Source organism: Pseudomonas sp. C1C7 (genome assembly GCF_013359595.1).
In the GTDB taxonomy this organism is placed as follows: Bacteria; Pseudomonadota; Gammaproteobacteria; order Pseudomonadales; family Pseudomonadaceae; genus Aquipseudomonas.
Genome location: NZ_JABFMP010000002.1, coordinates 196,789 through 214,566, shown reverse-complemented (window position 1 = coordinate 214,566; position 17,778 = coordinate 196,789). Strand labels below are relative to the sequence as shown.

Annotated in this window: 14 protein-coding genes and 2 tRNA genes; 4 read left to right on the top strand and 12 right to left on the bottom strand. The window is 61.1% G+C overall.

The genetic code is table 11. From position 1 onward, the window contains the following. Window positions 1–125: 125 nt before the first annotated feature. The 6 genes from rplI to rnr form a co-directional block, all read right to left on the bottom strand. Window positions 126–572 carry a 50S ribosomal protein L9 gene (gene rplI, locus HNO86_RS02570; RefSeq protein WP_175375463.1) on the bottom strand — a complete coding sequence of 149 codons (447 nt, stop codon included), beginning with the start codon at window positions 570–572 and terminating at the stop codon, window positions 126–128. 21 nt (window positions 573–593) lie between these two features. Beyond that, entirely contained in the window at window positions 594–1,487 is an 894-nt protein-coding gene (locus tag HNO86_RS02565; protein WP_175375462.1) for a hypothetical protein, read from the bottom strand. A gap of 36 nt (window positions 1,488–1,523) precedes the next feature. Further along, the gene (rpsR, locus tag HNO86_RS02560) at window positions 1,524–1,754 is read right to left on the bottom strand and encodes a 30S ribosomal protein S18 (RefSeq protein ID WP_002551829.1); all 231 of its coding nucleotides are present in this window, start codon (window positions 1,752–1,754) and stop codon (window positions 1,524–1,526) included. Window positions 1,755–1,782: 28 nt separating this feature from the next. Then, window positions 1,783–2,205, bottom strand: a complete 423-nt coding sequence (rpsF, locus tag HNO86_RS02555; protein ID WP_003221133.1) for a 30S ribosomal protein S6 — start codon at window positions 2,203–2,205, stop codon at window positions 1,783–1,785. A 274-nt stretch (window positions 2,206–2,479) separates the two neighbouring features. Next, window positions 2,480–3,247 (bottom strand): 23S rRNA (guanosine(2251)-2'-O)-methyltransferase RlmB, encoded by a 768-nt coding sequence (rlmB, locus tag HNO86_RS02550; protein WP_175375461.1) that lies wholly within the window; start codon window positions 3,245–3,247, stop codon window positions 2,480–2,482. Continuing rightward, on the bottom strand, window positions 3,244–5,871 hold the full coding sequence (rnr, locus tag HNO86_RS02545) for a ribonuclease R (protein ID WP_175375460.1): 2,628 nt from the start codon (window positions 5,869–5,871) through the stop codon (window positions 3,244–3,246). Before rnr ends, rlmB begins: the two co-directional genes overlap by 4 nt. 225 nt (window positions 5,872–6,096) lie before the next feature. Here rnr and HNO86_RS02540 point away from each other — a divergent pair. From HNO86_RS02540 to HNO86_RS02525, 4 genes are all read left to right on the top strand, one after another. Next, window positions 6,097–6,183: transfer RNA gene (locus tag HNO86_RS02540), tRNA-Leu, on the top strand. 181 nt (window positions 6,184–6,364) lie between these two features. Beyond that, window positions 6,365–6,451, top strand: a tRNA-Leu gene (locus tag HNO86_RS02535). Between the two features lie 281 nt (window positions 6,452–6,732). After that, window positions 6,733–7,743: an iron ABC transporter substrate-binding protein gene (locus HNO86_RS02530; protein ID WP_175375459.1), complete on the top strand. Its 1,011-nt coding sequence runs from the start codon at window positions 6,733–6,735 to the stop codon at window positions 7,741–7,743. After that, window positions 7,743–9,305, top strand: coding sequence for an iron ABC transporter permease (locus HNO86_RS02525; RefSeq protein ID WP_175375458.1), 1,563 nt, complete (start codon window positions 7,743–7,745; stop codon window positions 9,303–9,305). The genes HNO86_RS02530 and HNO86_RS02525 overlap by 1 nt, the downstream gene beginning before the upstream one ends. 89 nt (window positions 9,306–9,394) lie before the next feature. On the opposite strand, the gene HNO86_RS02520 is transcribed toward HNO86_RS02525, so the two are convergent. The 6 genes from HNO86_RS02520 to hflX form a co-directional block, all read right to left on the bottom strand. After that, a complete protein-coding gene (locus tag HNO86_RS02520) occupies window positions 9,395–11,329 on the bottom strand; it encodes a methyl-accepting chemotaxis protein (RefSeq protein WP_175375457.1) in 1,935 nt (644 codons plus the stop codon). Between the two features lie 149 nt (window positions 11,330–11,478). Then, window positions 11,479–12,771: an adenylosuccinate synthase gene (locus tag HNO86_RS02515; RefSeq protein WP_175375456.1), complete on the bottom strand. Its 1,293-nt coding sequence runs from the start codon at window positions 12,769–12,771 to the stop codon at window positions 11,479–11,481. Between the two features lie 54 nt (window positions 12,772–12,825). Beyond that, a complete protein-coding gene (locus HNO86_RS02510) occupies window positions 12,826–14,013 on the bottom strand; it encodes an ATP phosphoribosyltransferase regulatory subunit (RefSeq protein ID WP_175375455.1) in 1,188 nt (395 codons plus the stop codon). A gap of 311 nt (window positions 14,014–14,324) precedes the next feature. Continuing rightward, window positions 14,325–15,194: a protease modulator HflC gene (gene hflC / locus HNO86_RS02505; protein ID WP_095192129.1), complete on the bottom strand. Its 870-nt coding sequence runs from the start codon at window positions 15,192–15,194 to the stop codon at window positions 14,325–14,327. Further along, window positions 15,194–16,372 (bottom strand): FtsH protease activity modulator HflK, encoded by a 1,179-nt coding sequence (gene hflK, locus HNO86_RS02500; RefSeq protein WP_175375454.1) that lies wholly within the window; start codon window positions 16,370–16,372, stop codon window positions 15,194–15,196. Before hflK ends, hflC begins: the two co-directional genes overlap by 1 nt. Window positions 16,373–16,468: 96 nt before the next feature. Next, window positions 16,469–17,770, bottom strand: coding sequence for a ribosome rescue GTPase HflX (gene hflX, locus HNO86_RS02495; RefSeq protein ID WP_175375453.1), 1,302 nt, complete (start codon window positions 17,768–17,770; stop codon window positions 16,469–16,471). Between the last annotated feature and the right edge of the window lie 8 nt (window positions 17,771–17,778).

Below are 17,778 nucleotides of genomic sequence, written 5' to 3'. Positions count from 1 at the left end.
TGGTTTTGGGAAAGCAGGGTTGAAAAACAGGCGTTGCCAGAAAGACAAAGGGCACGACCTGTAAACAGGATCGTGCCCGATGTTAACCGGCTGACGGACAAGCCGCCAGCCGGTCAGGGTGTTGCTTAAGCAGCTACTACGACAACGCGTACGGTAGCTTCGACTTCAGCGTGCAGGTGCACGGCTACGTCGTATTCACCAACCTGACGGATGGTGCCGTTCGGCAGGCGAACTTCGCTCTTGGCAACTTCAACGCCGGAGGCGGTCAGTGCGTCAGCGATGTCGTGGGTGCCGATCGAACCGAACAGCTTGCCTTCGTCACCGGCAGTGGCAGTGATGGTCACTTCCAGCTCAGCCAGGTGAGCAGCGCGGCTTTCAGCCGATGCTTTACGGTCAGCTGCAGCTTTTTCCAGCTCAGCGCGACGCTCTTCGAACGCAGCCAGGTTGGCAGCGGTCGCAGCGGTGGCTTTGCCAAAAGGCAGCAGGTAGTTACGACCGTAGCCAGCCTTAACTTTTACTTTGTCGCCCAGGTTGCCCAGGTTGGCGATTTTTTCCAGCAGGATCAGTTCCATTTGGTATTAACCTCTTAACTTTTAACCTTCACCGTTCGCGTTATCGGCGTCTTTCGGCGCCAGACGACCGCGAAAATCAATCAGGCTGTCGACGATGGCCAAGACCACCAGCAACGGATAGATCAGCTGCATGAACAGCAACAGCGTTACGTACAACCCCACCAGCCAGAACCTGGCCAGTCGCTTTTGCGCCACCAGCCCGTGAATCAGGGCCAGCCCGGCGAAAACCAGCGGTACGCTGCACAACGGCACAAGCATGGACATCTGGGCACCGAAGTTCGGTGACACAACCATGCCCGCCAGCAGCAACATCGCGGGCCCCAGCGGGATTCTCACGGCGCGAAACTCGCGACCGAAACCACCTGGGTTGTACAACAACGCCTGCCAGTAGCGCCCGACAATCAGGCTCAGCACACTGACGATTTGCAGCAAGGCCGCTATCAGGCCGGTCAGGATAGGTGCAATCAGGGCCGCGAAACGCGCTTGCTCGTCTACCGACATCTGCTGGTAGACCTGACCGAGTAGCGACGGCATGACTTTGATCAAAGCCTGCGCCAGCATCTCGATCTGGGGACCAAAAGCCGTCCCCAGCACCACTGAAAACACCACTCCCATCGCTATGCTGACCAGCAGCACGCGGAGCCAGGACTCGCTTGCGCGCAAAACCAACGCAAGGCTCGCAGACCCCAGCAGCACCAGAAGTGCCCGTGGGTCGTCGGAGTACAGCCACCAGATCAACGCCGGCAGCAGTCCCAGAGCAAGAACGCCCAGGGCGTCCTTCATTCCGCGCCGCAGGAGCACAAGGCATCCGGCGGCAGCACCCAACCAATACAACAGCGGCAACGCCGCGCATCCAGCCACTACCAGAGTGGCCTGCATACGGCCCCGCATGATGAACTCAGCTAAGGCACGCATACATTCAATCCTTTGCTACGTGTCGACTGCCCGGTCTCAGCGGCCGTGGCTGTCGGTGTAGGCCAGCAGGGCCAGGAAGCGGGCGCGCTTGATAGCGGTGGCCAGCTGACGCTGATAACGAGCTTTGGTACCGGTGATGCGGCTTGGAACGATTTTGCCGGTCTCGGATACGTAGGCTTTCAGAGTGTTGAGATCTTTGTAGTCGATCTCTTTCACGTCTTCAGCGGTGAAGCGGCAGAATTTACGACGACGGAAGAAACGTGCCATTTGATAGGCTCCTTAAAAGGTCCGTGGATTACTCGTCAGCGTTATCGCTGTTGTCGCTGTCATCACCCTCAACGCCATCAGCGTCGGAGTGCTCAGGACGGTCGCGACGCTCACGGCGCTCACTGCGGTTTTCTTCAGCCTTGAGCATCTCGGACTGGCCGGTAACGGCTTCGTCGCGACGGATGACCAGGTTACGGATCACTGCATCGTTGTAACGGAAGTTGTCTTCCAGCTCGGCCAGGGCCTTGCCGGTGCACTCAACGTTCAGCATCACGTAGTGAGCCTTGTGAACATTGTTGATTGCGTAGGCCAGTTGACGACGGCCCCAGTCTTCCAGACGGTGGATTTTGCCGCCGTCTTCTTCGATCAGCTTGGTGTAACGCTCAACCATGCCGCCGACTTGCTCGCTCTGGTCAGGGTGGACCAGAAAGATGATTTCGTAATGACGCATGAATGCTCCTTACGGGTTGTAGCCTGCCGCTCAAAAGCGATCAGACAAGGAGTGAATGACACTTGTGGACTTGCGTGGACGAGGCACATGCGCGCCTGCCGTCACAGCAAGGGGCGCAATTGTAGAGAAGGGGCGTGGGAGGTGCAAGGTAATTGGTGATTATTTGAACAATGACACCCAAATCTGTAGGAGCTGCCGAAGGCTGCGATCTTTTGATCTTTAAAAATCAAAAGATCGCAGCCTTCGGCAGCTCCTACAGGGGGATCGCGATCGGTCAGGGCTTTTTGGCGGCAGCCTTGGCCTTGGCGCCGCGCTGGCGCTGGGCTTCGAACAGGCACACGCCCGTTGCCACCGACACGTTGAGGCTGCTGACGCTGCCGGCCATCGGCAGGTGCACCAGGTAGTCGCAATGCTCGCGCGTCAGGCGGCGCATGCCCTTGCCTTCGGCACCCATGATCAGAATGGTCGGGCCGGTCAGGTCCTGCTCGTAGAGGCTGGTTTGCGCCTCCCCTGCCGTACCGACAATCCACAGACCGCGCTGCTGGAGCTTTTCCAGGGTGCGGGCCAGGTTGGTCACGGCGACCAGCGGAATCACTTCGGCGGCGCCGCAGGCGACTTTTCGCACGGTCGGCGTCAGAGTGGCCGACTTGTCCTTCGGCACGATCACCGCCAGCGCGCCCGCCGCATCGGCGGAACGCAGGCAAGCACCGAGGTTGTGCGGGTCGGTCACGCCATCGAGCACCAGCAGCAGCGGCGCGCCTTCGGTGCGATCGAGCAGCTCGTCGAGCATCGCTTCGCCCCAGACCTGGCTCGGGCTGACTTCCGCGACCACGCCCTGGTGCACGCCCTCGACCCAGGCGTCCATTTCCCGGCGCTCGGCCTGACCGACCTGGACACGGTTCTCGTTGGCCAGCTCGATCAGCGCCTGCACCCGCGGATCACTGCGGCCTTCGGCCAGCCAGATCTGCTTGACGCGCTTGGGGTGGTGACGCAGCAACGCTTCTACAGCATGTACGCCGTAGATTTTTTCCAACTGACTCATGACTTCGCCTTGGGTTTACGTGCCCCGCCGCTCTTGGCCGGGGCCGAGCCCGCTTTTGGCGGACCTTTACGATGTTTGCTCGGTTTGCCAGGTTTGCCACCGACAGCCTTGTCGGATGCCGAGCGACTGCTCTTTCCCGAAGAGGTCGCTTTGCCACTGCTCTTGGCTTCGGACAGCAACGCCTTTTTCAGCTCGCGACTCTTGCGAACTTCGGCGTTTTTCGCCGCGGCATCGCTCGAACGGTAGGCCTCGACAGGCTTTTCCTTGGCAGGACGACGGCCGATTTTTGCCGGTGCAGGTTCCGCTGCGGTTTTTGCCGCTGGAGCCGACGTTTCGGTACTGCGCTTCTTGCGGCCGATCGGCGCATTGATGGTCTTTTCAGCCATCTCGAAGTCGATCTTGCGTTCGTCGAGATCGACGCGCATGACCCGCACTTCAACGGTATCGCCCAGACGGAAGCTGCGACCGGTGCGCTCACCCGCCAGGCGGTGGTGCACAGGGTCGAAGTGGTAGTAGTCGCCCGGCAGCGCGGTGACGTGCACCAGACCTTCGACATAGATGTCGGTCAGCTCGACGAACAGGCCGAAACCGGTCACGGCGGTGATCACACCCGGGAACGACTCGCCCACGCGATCTTTCATGAACTCGCACTTGAGCCAGTTCACCACGTCGCGGGTCGCTTCATCGGCACGACGCTCGCTCATCGAGCATTGTTCGCCGAGTTGCTCCAGCGCCGCCTCGTCGTACGGATAGATGCGCGCCTTCGGAATGGTCATCGCACCGGCACGGCGAACGTGCGGGGTGTCCTGCCTGGAATGGATCACGCTGCGAATCGCGCGGTGCGTGAGCAGGTCCGGGTAACGACGGATCGGCGAGGTGAAGTGGGTGTAGGCCTCGTAATTCAGACCGAAGTGGCCCTGGTTATCGGAGGTGTACACCGCCTGGCTCAACGAGCGCAGCATCACGGTCTGGATCAGGTGGAAGTCCGGACGGTCCTTGATGCCTGCCAACAGTGCCTGGTAGTCCTTCGGCGACGGACCGTCCTTGCCTTTATGCAGGGACAGACCCAGCTCGCCCAGGAAGGCGCGCAGTTTTTCCAGACGCTCCGGCGGCGGGCCGTCGTGAACACGGTACAGCGCAGGGATTTCGTGCTTCTGCAGGAATTCGGCGGTGGCCACGTTGGCGGCCAGCATGCACTCCTCGATCAGCTTGTGCGCATCGTTGCGCACGGTCGGCCGGATTTCGGCGATCTTGCGCTCGGAGCCGAAGATGATTCGGGTTTCCTGGGTTTCGAAGTCGATCGCGCCGCGCACGTGACGGGCCGCCAGCAACACCTTGTACAGCGCATACAGCTGCTTGAGGTGCGGCACGAGGTCGGTGTATTCGCCACGCAGCTTGCGCGCTTCGGCCAGTTTCGGCGTTTCGAGCATGGCGCTGACCTTGTTGTAGGTCAGGCGCGCATGGGAGTGGATCACCGCTTCGTAGAAGCAGTAGTCGGTCATTTCGCCGGATTTGGAGATGGTCATCTCGCAGACCATGGCCAGACGGTCGACCAGCGGGTTCAGCGAGCACAGGCCGTTGGACAGCTGCTCGGGCAGCATCGGGATCACGCGCTCGGGGAAGTACACCGAGTTGCCGCGCACCTGGGCCTCGGCATCCAGCGCCGAACCGAGTTTCACGTAGCTGGAAACGTCGGCAATCGCCACGTACAGCTTCCAGCCGCCGGAGAACAGGCGCAGCTTGCCCGGACGGGCTTCGCAGTAGACCGCGTCATCGAAGTCGCGGGCATCTTCGCCGTCGATGGTGACGAACGGCAGATGGCGCAGGTCGATGCGCTTCTCTTTGTCTTTCTCTTCGACTTCCGGCTTGAGCTTGCCGGCTTCCTTGAGCACGGCGTCCGGCCAGACGTGAGGAATGTCGTAGGTGCGCAGGGCGACATCGATTTCCATGCCCGGCGCCATGTAGTTGCCTACGACTTCGATCACGTCGCCTTGCGGCTGGAAGCGTGGTGTCGGCCAGTGAGTGATCTTCACTTCGACGAACTGACCGATATCAGCATTGGCGTTGCGACCCGGGGTCACCAGCACTTCCTGCTGGATTTTCGGGTTGTCGGCCACGACGAAGCCGATACCGCCCTCTTCGAAATAACGACCCACGATGGTTTCGTGAGCACGGGAGACCACTTCGACGATCATGCCTTCGCGGCGACCACGACGGTCCAGACCGGAAACACGGGCCAGCGCGCGGTCGCCATCGAACACCAGGCGCATCTGCGCCGGACTCAGGAACAGGTCGTCGCTGCCGTCGTCCGGCACCAGGAAACCGAAGCCGTCGCGGTGACCGCTGATGCGGCCCAGGATCAGGTCGAGCTTGTCTACCGGCGCATATGTGCCGCGGCGGGTGTAAATGAGTTGAGCATCGCGCTCCATCGCGCGCAGGCGGCGGCGCAGGGCTTCGATCTGGTCTTCCGTGGTCAGGCCAAATTCTTCGACCAGTTGCTCACGGGCAGCAGGCGAACCACGATCAGCAAGGTGCTGAAGGATCAGTTCGCGGCTAGGGATGGGGTTTTCATATTTTTCCGCTTCACGAGCGGCCTCGGGATCGAGGGATTGCCAATCGGCCATTAGAGAGTTTTCACCTTGTCTATATGCGGGTTAGTTTGGCATAGGCGTAATGAAACAGGAAATTTCGGACTATATAGAGGCCATATGACGCCTTGTATCGACGCATCCAAAGCGTTTTGAACACCGCTGGTAAAAAAAATCATTTTTTTGGGCGACGGGGGTTTACAGTTAAAAAAGCGCTCCGTATAGTGCGCGCCATCGACACGCAGACATGCTGTTGATGATGCCCAGGTGGTGAAATTGGTAGACACGCCAGCTTCAGGTGCTGGTGACCTTACGGTCGTGGAAGTTCGAGTCTTCTCCTGGGCACCAATTTCGAGTGTGAGACTAGATCAGTTTCAGGACTCACACAAAAAACCCGCGAAAGCGGGTTTTTTGCATTCTGGACGAGCATTTTGTCAGAACTGATTTATTAAAATTAAATCAGGGGTTTACAGATCAAAATGCGGTCCGTATAGTGCGCCCCATCAACAGCGACATCGCTGAAGATGAAGCCCAGATGGTGAAATTGGTAGACACGCCAGCTTCAGGTGCTGGTGACCTTACGGTCGTGGAAGTTCGAGTCTTCTTCTGGGCACCAATTCAAATTCAAGGTTACGATCTTGAATCTCACAAAAACCCGCGAAAGCGGGTTTTTGCGTTTCTGGCCTCCGGAAATTTTCACCTCCCCTGCAGGAGCCGAGCTTGCTCGCGATGGAGGACCAGACACCGCGGGAAACCAGACAGCCTGCATCATCGTTCACCTCCATCGCGAGCTCGGCTCTTACAGAAAAGCCGGCGGCCATGCAAGGCGCATTTGAGAACAAATATCGTTTATCATTGTTGCAAGTTTTTGCAATGCGACAGTGAGGAACCCTGCGAATGATGTTTCGAAATACCCTGCGCCGAGGCTTGACCTTCACCCTGCTCGGCCTGGCTCTCGCCACCCCCCTCACCCAAGCCGCCGACAAGGTTTCCTTGACCCTCTACAACGGCCAGCACAAGGAAGTCGGTGACGCCGTTGCCAAAGCCTTCGAAGCCAAGACCGGGATTCACGTCAACGTGCGCAAGGGCAGCAGCAACCAGCTCGCCAGCCAGATCGTCGAAGAAGGCGATCGCTCCCCCGCCGACGTGATCTACACCGAAGAATCGCCGCCGCTGAACAAACTCGGCGAACAAGGCCTGCTGGCCAAGGCCGATGACGCAACGCTGGCAGTTCTGCCCAAGGACTATGTCGCCAGCAACGGCACCTGGATCGGCGTCACTGCCCGGGTTCGCGTCGTCGCGTTCAACCCCAAGCTGGTCGATGAAAAGGACCTGCCGAAATCGGTGATGGAGTTCTCCGACCCGAAATGGCAAGGCAAGGTCGGTTTCGTGCCCACCAGCGGCGCTTTCCAGGAACAGGCCGTGGCGATCATCAAGGTGCACGGCATGGACGCCGCCGAAGAATGGCTCACCGGCCTGCGGGCATTCGGCAAGACTTACAGCAACAACATGGTCGCCCTCAAAGCCGTGGAAAACGGCGAGATCGCGACCGTGCTGGTCAACAACTACTACTGGTTCGCCCTGCAACGGGAAAAAGGCCAGCTCGACTCGAAACTGCACTATTTCACCGGCGGCGACGTCGGCGGGCTGATCACCGTTTCCAGCGCGGCCGTGCTGAAATCCAGCAAACACCCGCAGGAAGCCCAACAGCTGCTCGCCTACATGGCCAGTGAAGAGGGTCAGCGCGTGATCACCCAGACCACCGCCGAGTACCCGCTGCACAAGGGCATGGAGTCGGATCGTGGCCTCAAGCCATTCAGTGAGCTGGAAGCACCGAAGGTCACGCCGGCCGACCTGGGCAACGCTGAAGAAGCCCTGGACCTGGAACGCGACGTTGGCCTGAACTGATGAGCGCCTCGCTAACCGCCGCTGCGCACGGCGACTACATGCCGCGGCGCAAGCGGCCATCGATCTGGCTGTTGCTGCCGGTTTTGCTGCTGGTCCTGCTCAGCCTGTTGCCGCTGGCCTATGTCGGGCTCAAGGCCTGGCAGGCTGGCTGGGCCGAGGCGCTGCACCTGCTGTGGCGGCCTTATGTGTTCGGCCTGCTGCGCAACACCCTGGCACTGATGGTCGGGGTGACGCTGGCCTGCGGCGTGATCGGCCTGTCGCTGGCGTGGCTGCTGGAACGCAGCAACCTGCCGGGGCGGCGGTTGTGGGGCGTGATCCTGTGCCTGCCGTTCGCCGTGCCGGCGTTTGTCAGCAGCTTCACCTGGGTGTCGCTGAGCGCCCACTTTGAAGGGCTGGGCGGGGCGATCCTGGTGATGACCCTGTCGAAGTACCCGCTGATTTTCCTGCCGGTGGCGGCGACCCTGCGTAACCTCGACCCTTCACTGGAAGAGTCCGGACGCACCCTGGGGCAGAATCGCTGGGGCGTGTTCTTCAAGATCACCCTCCCCTTGCTCTGGCCGTCGCTGCTTGCTGGCTCGCTGTTGATTGCCCTGCACATGCTGGTGGAGTTCGGCGCGCTGTCGATCATTGGCCTGCAGACCTTCACCACCGCGATCTATCAACAGTTCGAACTGGAGTTCAGCAACGCCAACGCGGCGATGCTGTCGGCGGTACTGCTGATTCTGTGCCTGCTGTTGCTCTGGCTGGAATTGCGCGTGCGCGGCAAGGCCCGACATGTGCGTACCGGTCAGGGCGCGGCTCGACAGGCCGAACAGGTTCGCCTGGGGCCATGGGCGTCAGTCGGGCAACTGTATTGCCTGACGCTGGCGATCGTCGGCAGCGGGATTCCGCTGGGCATGCTGGGTTATTGGCTGGCGGTGGGCTCGTCGGCAGCCTTTCCGGTTGCCGCTATCGGTGAGGCATTGCTGTCATCCCTGGCATTGTCTTTGGGCGGCGCGGCGCTGTGCCTGGTGCTGGCGGTGCCCGTCGGGCTGCTGGTGGTGCGCTACAAGGGTCAGCTGGCGATCTGGGCCGAACGCCTGCCGTATCTGCTGCACGCGCTGCCAGGCCTGGTGATTGCCCTGACCCTGGTGTATTTCGCCCTGCATTATGTGCCGGCGCTGTACCAGACTTCGGCACTGCTGCTGATCGCCTATGCGTTGCTGTTTCTGCCACTGGCCCAGGCTCCGATCCGCACGGCCCTTAACAAGGCCGCACCGCAACTGGAAGAGGCCGCCCGCACGCTGGGCGCGTCATCGTTCACCGCCTTTTGCCGGGTGACCTTGCCGATCATCTTCCCGGCACTGGGGGCGGCGTTTGCGCTGGTGTTTCTGGATGCGATGAAGGAGCTGACGGCGACCCTGCTGCTGAGCCCGACCGGGCTCAACACCCTGGCGACCGAGGTCTGGGCACATACCGCGAATGTGGAGTTTGCGGCGGCGGCGCCTTATGCGGCACTGTTGATTGTGGTGTCGGGGTTGCCGGTGTATCTGCTGACGACGCGGATGTATTTGAGCCGCTGACAAAGCAAAAAAGATCGCAGCCTTCGGCAGCTCTTACAGGGGAATGTGCGTTTCCTGCAGGAGCTGCCGAAGGCTGCGATCTTTTGATCTTAAGCCCTGAACTGCCCCAGGCTCGCCTTCAACTGCGCCGCCAGCCCGTCCAGCACCTTGCCACTCGCCGTGGTTGCCACCACGGCCTGAGCCGCCTTCTCGGCCTGGGCATGAATCGTCTCCACGCGACCCCGCACCGCCTGAGCACCTTGGGCCTGATGCGCGGCCGCCTGGGTCGCCAGGCCAATCGCCGCATGCACCTGCTCCACAGAAGCCTGCACCGATTGCTGCAACCGCGCGCTGTCACGCAGCACCAGCAAGCCTTCGCTGGCCTGACGCCCCGCCTGCCCGATGGCCGCCACCGCTTCCCGCGCGCCCTGCTGCAAGGCCACGATGTGCGCCTGAATGTCGCCAGTGGAGCTTTGAGTCTTGCTCGCCAGCGCCCGCACTTCGTCGGCCACCACCGCAAAGCCGCGACCGGTCTCGCCGGCGCGCGCCGCTTCGATGGCCGCGTTCAATGCCAGCAGGTTGGTCTGCTCGGCAATGCCATGAATCACCGTCAGCACCACCTCGATCTGTTCGCTTTGCTGCGCCAGCCGCTCGATCACCTGCGCACCGGTATCGACCTGCCCGGCCAATGCCTCGATCAGGCTACCGACCTTCGCCGACGTCCGGGTGTTTTCATCGGTGGCCTGGCGGATGTCCACCACCTGCTTCAGCGCCGCCTGCATGGCCTGGCTTTCGGATTGCGCCTCGTCCGCCATCTGCGAAAGCGCCCGCAGGCTCTCGGCCACTTCGTCACGCTGCATGCCCGCGGCCGCATCGGCACCGGCATTGCGCAGGGTCATGGCACCGATTTCCACGCCGGTACGCTGCGCCACGTCACCCGCTTCGCGCACGATCGGCTGCAACTTATCCACAAAGCGATTGACCGCCGAGGCCATCGCGCCGATTTCATCCTTGCTGTTGATCTGCACGCGCTTGGTCAGGTCGCCCTCACCGGCCGCCAGATCATCCATGGCGACAATCAGCATCTTCAAGCGATTGACCACGCGACGCCCCAGCACCACGGCGAGCAACAGCAGAACCCCGGCCCCCACTAGCGCCAGGCTCGCACCGATGCGCCAGCGCAGGGTCGCCGCCGCTTCCTGCACGGTACCGGTGGTATTGGCTTTCATCTCGGTGGCGGTGGATTGCGCCGACTGCAGACGCGCCCGCATGGCCGCCGCGCTGTCGGCCGCAGCGCCCTTGAGGCTGTCGCCCACCAACTGGTCGCTGCTGGCGATCAGCGCGGAGAAACGCTTGTCCAGCGCGGCAAGGTCGGTTTCCACCGAGGCGGTCGAAACCCCCATCAGGACTTTGCCGATCTCCACGCCATTGGGGTTGATGGACGATTCGACGTAGTAGACCGAAGGATCGGACTTGGCCGCATCCAGCACCTTGTCCAGCGCTCGCTCGCCCTGCCCCTTCTCAAGCAAGGCCTTGTTGATCGGGTTTTCCCGGTTCAGGTAGCGCGTCAGGTGCTGGCCGGTCGCGTCGTCATAGACCACGAACAGCACATTCGGATTGCGCTGCGCCCGGCGGGCGAATTCGGAGAGGGTTGGAATGTCGTTGTCCCACATGGCGCGGGGTGCGACCGAAGCCAGGAGCTGCGCCATATCGTTGGCGGAGTCCTTCAGGTCTTTTTCCAGGGTAGCACGCAACTGTGCCTGCTCTTCTTCCAGGCGCGAGGACAAGCCGGCCGTCAGCCGTTGCCGCGTGCTGGCAGAAAGGTTGTCGAGGCTGGAGGTGACTTCACGCCCCGCCTGCTCCAGTTCGCCGGAAAGTTTTTGACTGTCAGCTCCCAGGCGCGAACCCAGATCGGCTTCCAATGCGGTTACCGTGCTCCGGGTCAGAGCAACGGCTACCAGCACCTGCACCAAAAGGGCGATACCGAGAGTAACGAATACAGGCCGCAAAAGACGGCTTTGTAACAGGGAGAGAACGGCCGACATGGAAATCCCTCTGCTTTGGCGCCATTAAATTGATAGCACGCCGGAAGCAATGCTTTTTTCAATGTTCGCTGCAAAGGTCATGCCGCGCGACGGGCATATACGACAAAGGCCCCGATTAAGGGGCCTTTGTGTTTTACATCAACAACTTATCAGGCGAACGGGTGACGCAGAACGATGGTTTCGTTGCGGTCCGGACCTGTCGAAATAATGTCGATCGGCGCGCCGACCAACTCTTCGAGACGGGTGATGTAGTTGCGTGCCGCCTGCGGCAGCTCTTCCAGGGTCTTGGCGCCCAGGGTGGATTCTTTCCAGCCCGGCATCTCTTCGTACACCGGCTCCAGGCCGATGTAGCTGTCGGCGTCGGTCGGCGCGTCGATCACTGCACCGTCCTGGTTCTTGTAGCCAACGCAGATGTTGATGGTTTCCAGGCCGTCCAGTACGTCCAGCTTGGTCAGGCACAGGCCCGAGATGCTGTTGACGTCGATGGCGCGACGCAGGATGACGGCATCGAACCAGCCGCAACGACGGGCACGACCGGTGGTAGCACCGAATTCGTGGCCACGCTTGGCCAGGAACGCACCCACGTCGTCGAACAGTTCGGTCGGGAACGGACCGGAACCGACGCGAGTGGTGTAGGCCTTGGTGATACCCAGGATGTAGTCGATGAACATCGGGCCCACACCGGAACCGGTGGCGATGCCGCCAGCGGTGGTGTTGGAGCTGGTGACGTACGGGTAGGTACCGTGGTCGATGTCCAGCAGGGAGCCCTGGGCGCCTTCGAACATGATGTCCTTGCCGGCGCGACGCAGTTCGTGCAGCTCGGCGGTGACGTCGAGCATCAGCGGCTTGAGCAGCTCGGCATATTCCATGCACTCGTCCAGAGTCTTCTGGAAGTCGATCGCAGGCTCTTTGTAGTAATTGACCAGCACGAAGTTGTGGTAATCGAGCAACTCGCCCAGCTTGGCGGCGAAACGCTCGCGGTGGAACAGGTCACCGATACGCAGGCCGCGACGTGCAACCTTGTCTTCGTAGGCCGGGCCGATGCCGCGACCGGTGGTGCCGATCTTGTGCTCGCCACGGGCCTTTTCACGGGCCTGGTCCAGCGCTACGTGGTAGGACAGGATCAGCGGGCAGGAAGGGCTGATGCGCAGGCGCTCGCGCACCGGTACGCCTTTCTCTTCCAGCTTGTTGATTTCCCGCAGCAGGGCGTCAGGTGCAACCACCACGCCGTTGCCGATCAGGCACTCTACGCCTTCGCGCAACACGCCCGACGGAATCAGGTGCAAGACGGTTTTTTCGCCGTCGATCACCAGCGTGTGTCCAGCGTTGTGGCCACCCTGGTAGCGCACTACGGCGGCAGCATGTTCGGTCAGCAGATCAACGATCTTGCCTTTGCCCTCATCACCCCACTGGGTGCCCAGGACTACGACATTCTTACCCATAACACTTGTCCTCATTCGCGCAAACTTGGTGCCGGCGGCGGCCGGCAGGAAAACTCAAGAAGCCAGTGGCGATACTTGCCAAAGCCCGTTCTGCTGAATCAATTGCCGGTCGCAGTCCGCTTCACGGGCGGCGGCCAAAGGTTGCCCAGGCAAGGCCTGAACGACACGCTGACCCTCACTGCGCAACTGGCAAACCTGCTGCCAGAGTGCCGCATCCGTACTGTCAGGCATCCAGATACCGCCAGACGGTAGCTCGATCTCAGCACGCCCCAGGGTCACCAGGGTTTTCAAATCGGTAGAGAAGCCGGTTGCCGGACGGGCGCGACCGAAGTCGGCGCCGATGTCGTCGTAACGACCGCCCTGGGCAATGGACTGGCCAACGCCCGGCACGAACACCGCGAACACCACACCGGTGTGGTAGTGGTAGCCACGCAGCTCGCCAAGGTCGAAGTACAACGGCAGTTCCGGGAAACGCACGGACAGACGCTCGGCAATCGCCAGCAGGTCGTCCAGAGCCGCCAGCACCGGAGCCGGCGCCTTCGCCAGGCGCTCGCGAGCCGCTTCCAGCACTTCGCGACCACCGCACAGATCCACCAGCGCGCGCAGCATGTCCGACAGATCCGCTGGCAGACCTTCAGTCAAGGTAATGACCTCGTCGATGGCCTTGCGCTGCAATGCATCGAACAATTGCTGCTCGACTTCACCGGACAAGCCGGCGGCGCGCGCCAGCCCGCGGTAGATGCCGACATGCCCAAGGTCCATGTGCACGTCCGGCACATCGGCCAGTTGCAGCATGGCCAGCATCAGGCTGATCACTTCGACGTCGCTGCTCGGGCTGGCATCGCCGTACAGCTCGGCGCCCAGCTGGATCGGGCTGCGCGAGGACGACAGGGCGCGCGGCTGGGCGTGCAGTACGCTGCCGGCATAGCACAAGCGGTTGGGGCCTTCGCGACGCAGGGTATGCGCATCGATACGCGCTACTTGCGGCGTAATGTCGGCACGGAAACCCATCTGCCGACCCGATTGCGGGTCGATGACCTTGAAGGTGCGCAGATCCAGGTCCTGACCTGCGCCGGTCAGCAGGGATTCCAGGTACTCGATATGGGGAGTCACGACGAACTCGTAACCCCAGCTCTGGAACAGATCCAACACCTGACGACGCGCGACTTCTATGCGCGCCGCCTCCGGTGGCAGTACTTCTTCGATGCCATCTGGCAGCAGCCAGCGGTCTACCGTTGCCATTACGCCATTCCCCTTTGATCCGGGCGGCAAGCCGTTGGGCGAGCCTTGAGTGAAGCAGAAAATGATCCGCCCAGCGAAAGCAGCGCGCATGGGCGACGAAGCGAAAAGCCTGAAATAGGCTTCGCCAAGCACTTTCCTCGTAAACCTGTCGAGCCATCAGGCCCTGGCATCCGCACAAAAACAGCAATCAAACATGCAGACGCAAAAAAGCCGGGAATTTCCCGGCTGCCGCATCATACACACGTTTTCCCAAAGGATCACCCCGCCAGAGGTTTTAACCGCCGGGCGGGGTGATTTGAGTCAACGCCGTATCAAGGCTTGGCTTTTTCCAGGTAGTGGAAGAAGTCACTGCTTGGGTCCAGGACCATGACGTCGGATTTGTTCGCGAAGCTTTCACGGTAAGCACGCAGGCTACGGTAGAACGCGTAGAACTCCTGATCCTGACCGTAGGCCTTGGAGTAGATCGCAGCGGCCTGGGCGTCGCCGTCACCGCGAATCTCTTCGGATTCACGATAGGCTTCAGCCAGCAGCACGCGGCGTTGACGATCGGCGTCGGCACGGATGCCTTCAGCCAGCTCGTTACCCTTGGCGCGGTGCTCGCGAGCTTCACGCTCACGCTCGGTGCTCATACGTTCGAACACGCTGCGGTTCACTTCCTTGGGCAGGTCGATGGTCTTGACGCGAACGTCGACCACTTCGATACCCAGTTCCTTTTCAGCCATCTTGTTCAGCGACGCGGTGATGTCGGCCATCAGCGCATCACGCTCACCCGATACCACTTCGTGCAGGGTGCGCTTACCGAACTGGTCACGCAGGCCCGATTCCAGACGGCGGGACAGACGCTCGTCGGCAATCTGCTTGAGGCCGGAAGTCGCGGTGTAGAAACGCTCGGCGTCCTTCACACGCCACTTGGCGTAGGCATCGACCATCACGGCTTTCTTTTCCAGGGTCAGGAAGCGTTGTGTCGGCGCATCCAGCGTCATCAGGCGAGCGTCGAATTTGCGCACCTGGTTAACGTAAGGCACCTTCACATGCAGGCCTGGCTGAACATCGGTCTGGACCACGCGACCGAACTGCAGCAACACCGCGCGCTCGGTCTGAGCCACGATGTAGAAGCAGTTCCAGGCAGCGATGGCCACGACGACGCCGACAATAAGGGCGATCAGCGATTTATTGCTCATCAGCGACTCTCCCTGGTACGTGCTGGCTGTTGTTGCAGATCAGCTGCTGCACGCGCATTCGCTTCATTGCTGCTGGCTGCCGCACTGCTCATCGGCGAGCTGGTGCTGCGGCCACTGCTGTCGATCATCTTGTCCAGCGGCAGGTAGAGCAGGTTGCTCTGGCCGTTCTTGTTGCCGGTCACAAGAACCTTGCTGGTGCTGCTGAAGACTTCCTGCATGGTGTCCAGGTACAGACGCTGGCGGGTCACTTCAGGTGCCTTGCGATACTCGGCGACCAGCTTGGTGAAGCGATCACCCTCACCCTTGGCGCGGGAGATGGTTTCATCTCGGTAACCGTTGGCATCTTCGAGAATGCGCTGGGCCTGACCACGGGCCTCCGGCACGACGCCGTTGGCATAGGTTTCAGCCTGGTTGCGCGAACGCTGCTCGTCTTCACGGGCACGGATCACGTCATCGAAGGCTTCCTGCACTTCACGCGGTGCCGCTGCGCTCTGTACGTTGACCTGGGTCACGGTGATACCCGTGCGGTAGGTGTCCATGAAGCGTTGCAGACGCTCCTTGATTTCGCTGGCCATCTGCTCACGACCTTCGGTCAGCACCTGGTCCATCGCGGTGGAACCCACCACATGGCGCAGGGCGCTGTCGGTCGCGTGCTGCAGGCTGATCTCCGGCTGATCGACGCTCAGCACGAAGTCCTGCAGGTTGCTGATCTTGTACTGCACGGTCAGCGGCACTTCGACGATGTTCTCGTCTTCGGTCAGCATCTGGCCCTGCTTGGTGTACGCACGCTCACGCGTGACGTTTTCCATGTACTTCTTGTCGATCGGCGGGAAATAGATGTTCAGGCCAGGACCGACGGTCTCGTAGTACTTGCCGAAGCGCAGCACCACGGCTTGCTCCTGCTCGTCGACGACATAGACCGCGCTGTACAGCCAGACTGCGGCGGCAACGACCAGGCCGATGCCGAGCAGACCGCCGAAGCCGCCACTCTTGCCCGAACCACCACCGTCATCCCCACCACGTTTCTTACCACCACCGAACAACCCGTTCAGGCTTTCCTGCAGCTTTCGGAAGGCCTCGTCGAGATCCGGCGGCCCCTTGCGATCGCCGTTGTTACGACGCTTGCCACCCCAAGGATCCTGATTATTCGAGTTGCCACCCGGCTCATTCCAAGCCATAGCGCTCTCCATCTGATAAAGCAAAGACGCACCCACGGCGCGCCGACCAATGCTACAGAATGCCTGTCACCACGACACAACCGCTTTTTCAGGCTTTTATTGCAAAGTGTGTTGCTCGATGAAGTCCAGCGGTTGCAAACCTTCGCGGCTCACCAGTCGATTCAATTCGACTCGCGGCAAGCGAACGGCCAGCAGGCTGATGCCTTCCTCGTCGTGTTCTTCCTTTTGTACCGCACCGACTTCGAAAAACTGCGCACGCAGTCGAGCAAAACGTTGCGGCAAGCGCAAGGTACCTACAAACAAATCCTCGCCGAGCAGTTCGGCCACGGCCTGCTTGAGCAGGTCCAGACCGGAACCGTCCTTGGCCGACAACCAGACCCGCTGCGGCTTGCCATCGGCATCACGCTGGATCTGCGGCTCAACACCCTCGAGTAAATCGAGTTTGTTGTATACCTCAAGTATCGGCAAGTCTTGGGCCCCGATCTCGCCGAGCACCACCATCACCTGTTCGATCTGCGACATGCGATCGGGCTCATGGGAGTCGATCACGTGCAGCAGCAGGTCGGAGTTGCTCGACTCTTCGAGCGTAGCCCGAAAAGCCTCGACCAGTTTGTGCGGCAGGTGGCGAATGAAGCCCACGGTGTCGGCCAGCACGATCGGCCCGAGGTCATCGAGCTCGAGTCGACGCAAAGTCGGGTCGAGGGTGGCGAACAGCTGGTCGGCGGCGAAGACGTCGGATTCGGTGACGGAATTGAACAGCGTCGATTTGCCGGCGTTGGTGTAGCCCACCAGTGAAACCGTCGGGATCTCCGCGCGCTTGCGGCCGCGACGCGACTGCTCGCGCTGGCTGCGGACCTTTTCCAGGCGCCCCTTGATCTGCCGCAGGCGAACCCGCAACAGGCGTCGGTCGGTTTCCAGCTGGGTTTCACCCGGACCACGCAGACCGATACCACCTTTCTGGCGCTCAAGGTGAGTCCAGCCACGCACCAGCCGCGTACTCATGTGCTCAAGCTGGGCCAGTTCGACCTGGAGCTTGCCTTCATGGGTGCGGGCGCGTTGGGCGAAGATATCGAGAATCAGACCCGTGCGGTCGATCACGCGACACTCGAAAACACGTTCGAGGTTACGTTCCTGACTGGGCGTGAGGATGTGATTGAAAATCACCAGATCGACCTGTTCGGCCTTGACCAGGTCGCGCAGTTCCTCGACCTTGCCACTGCCAATCAGGTATTTGGCGGTTGGCCGATTGCGCGGCACGTTGAAAAACGCGGCGGTCTCGGCGCCAGCCGACGTTGCCAACTCCTGAAACTCCTGCGGATCTTCGCGCGCCTCAGGGTCCTGACCATCCAAGTGAACGAGAATGGCTCGCTCACCACCACCGTGGCGCTCAAAGAACAAAGGAGACT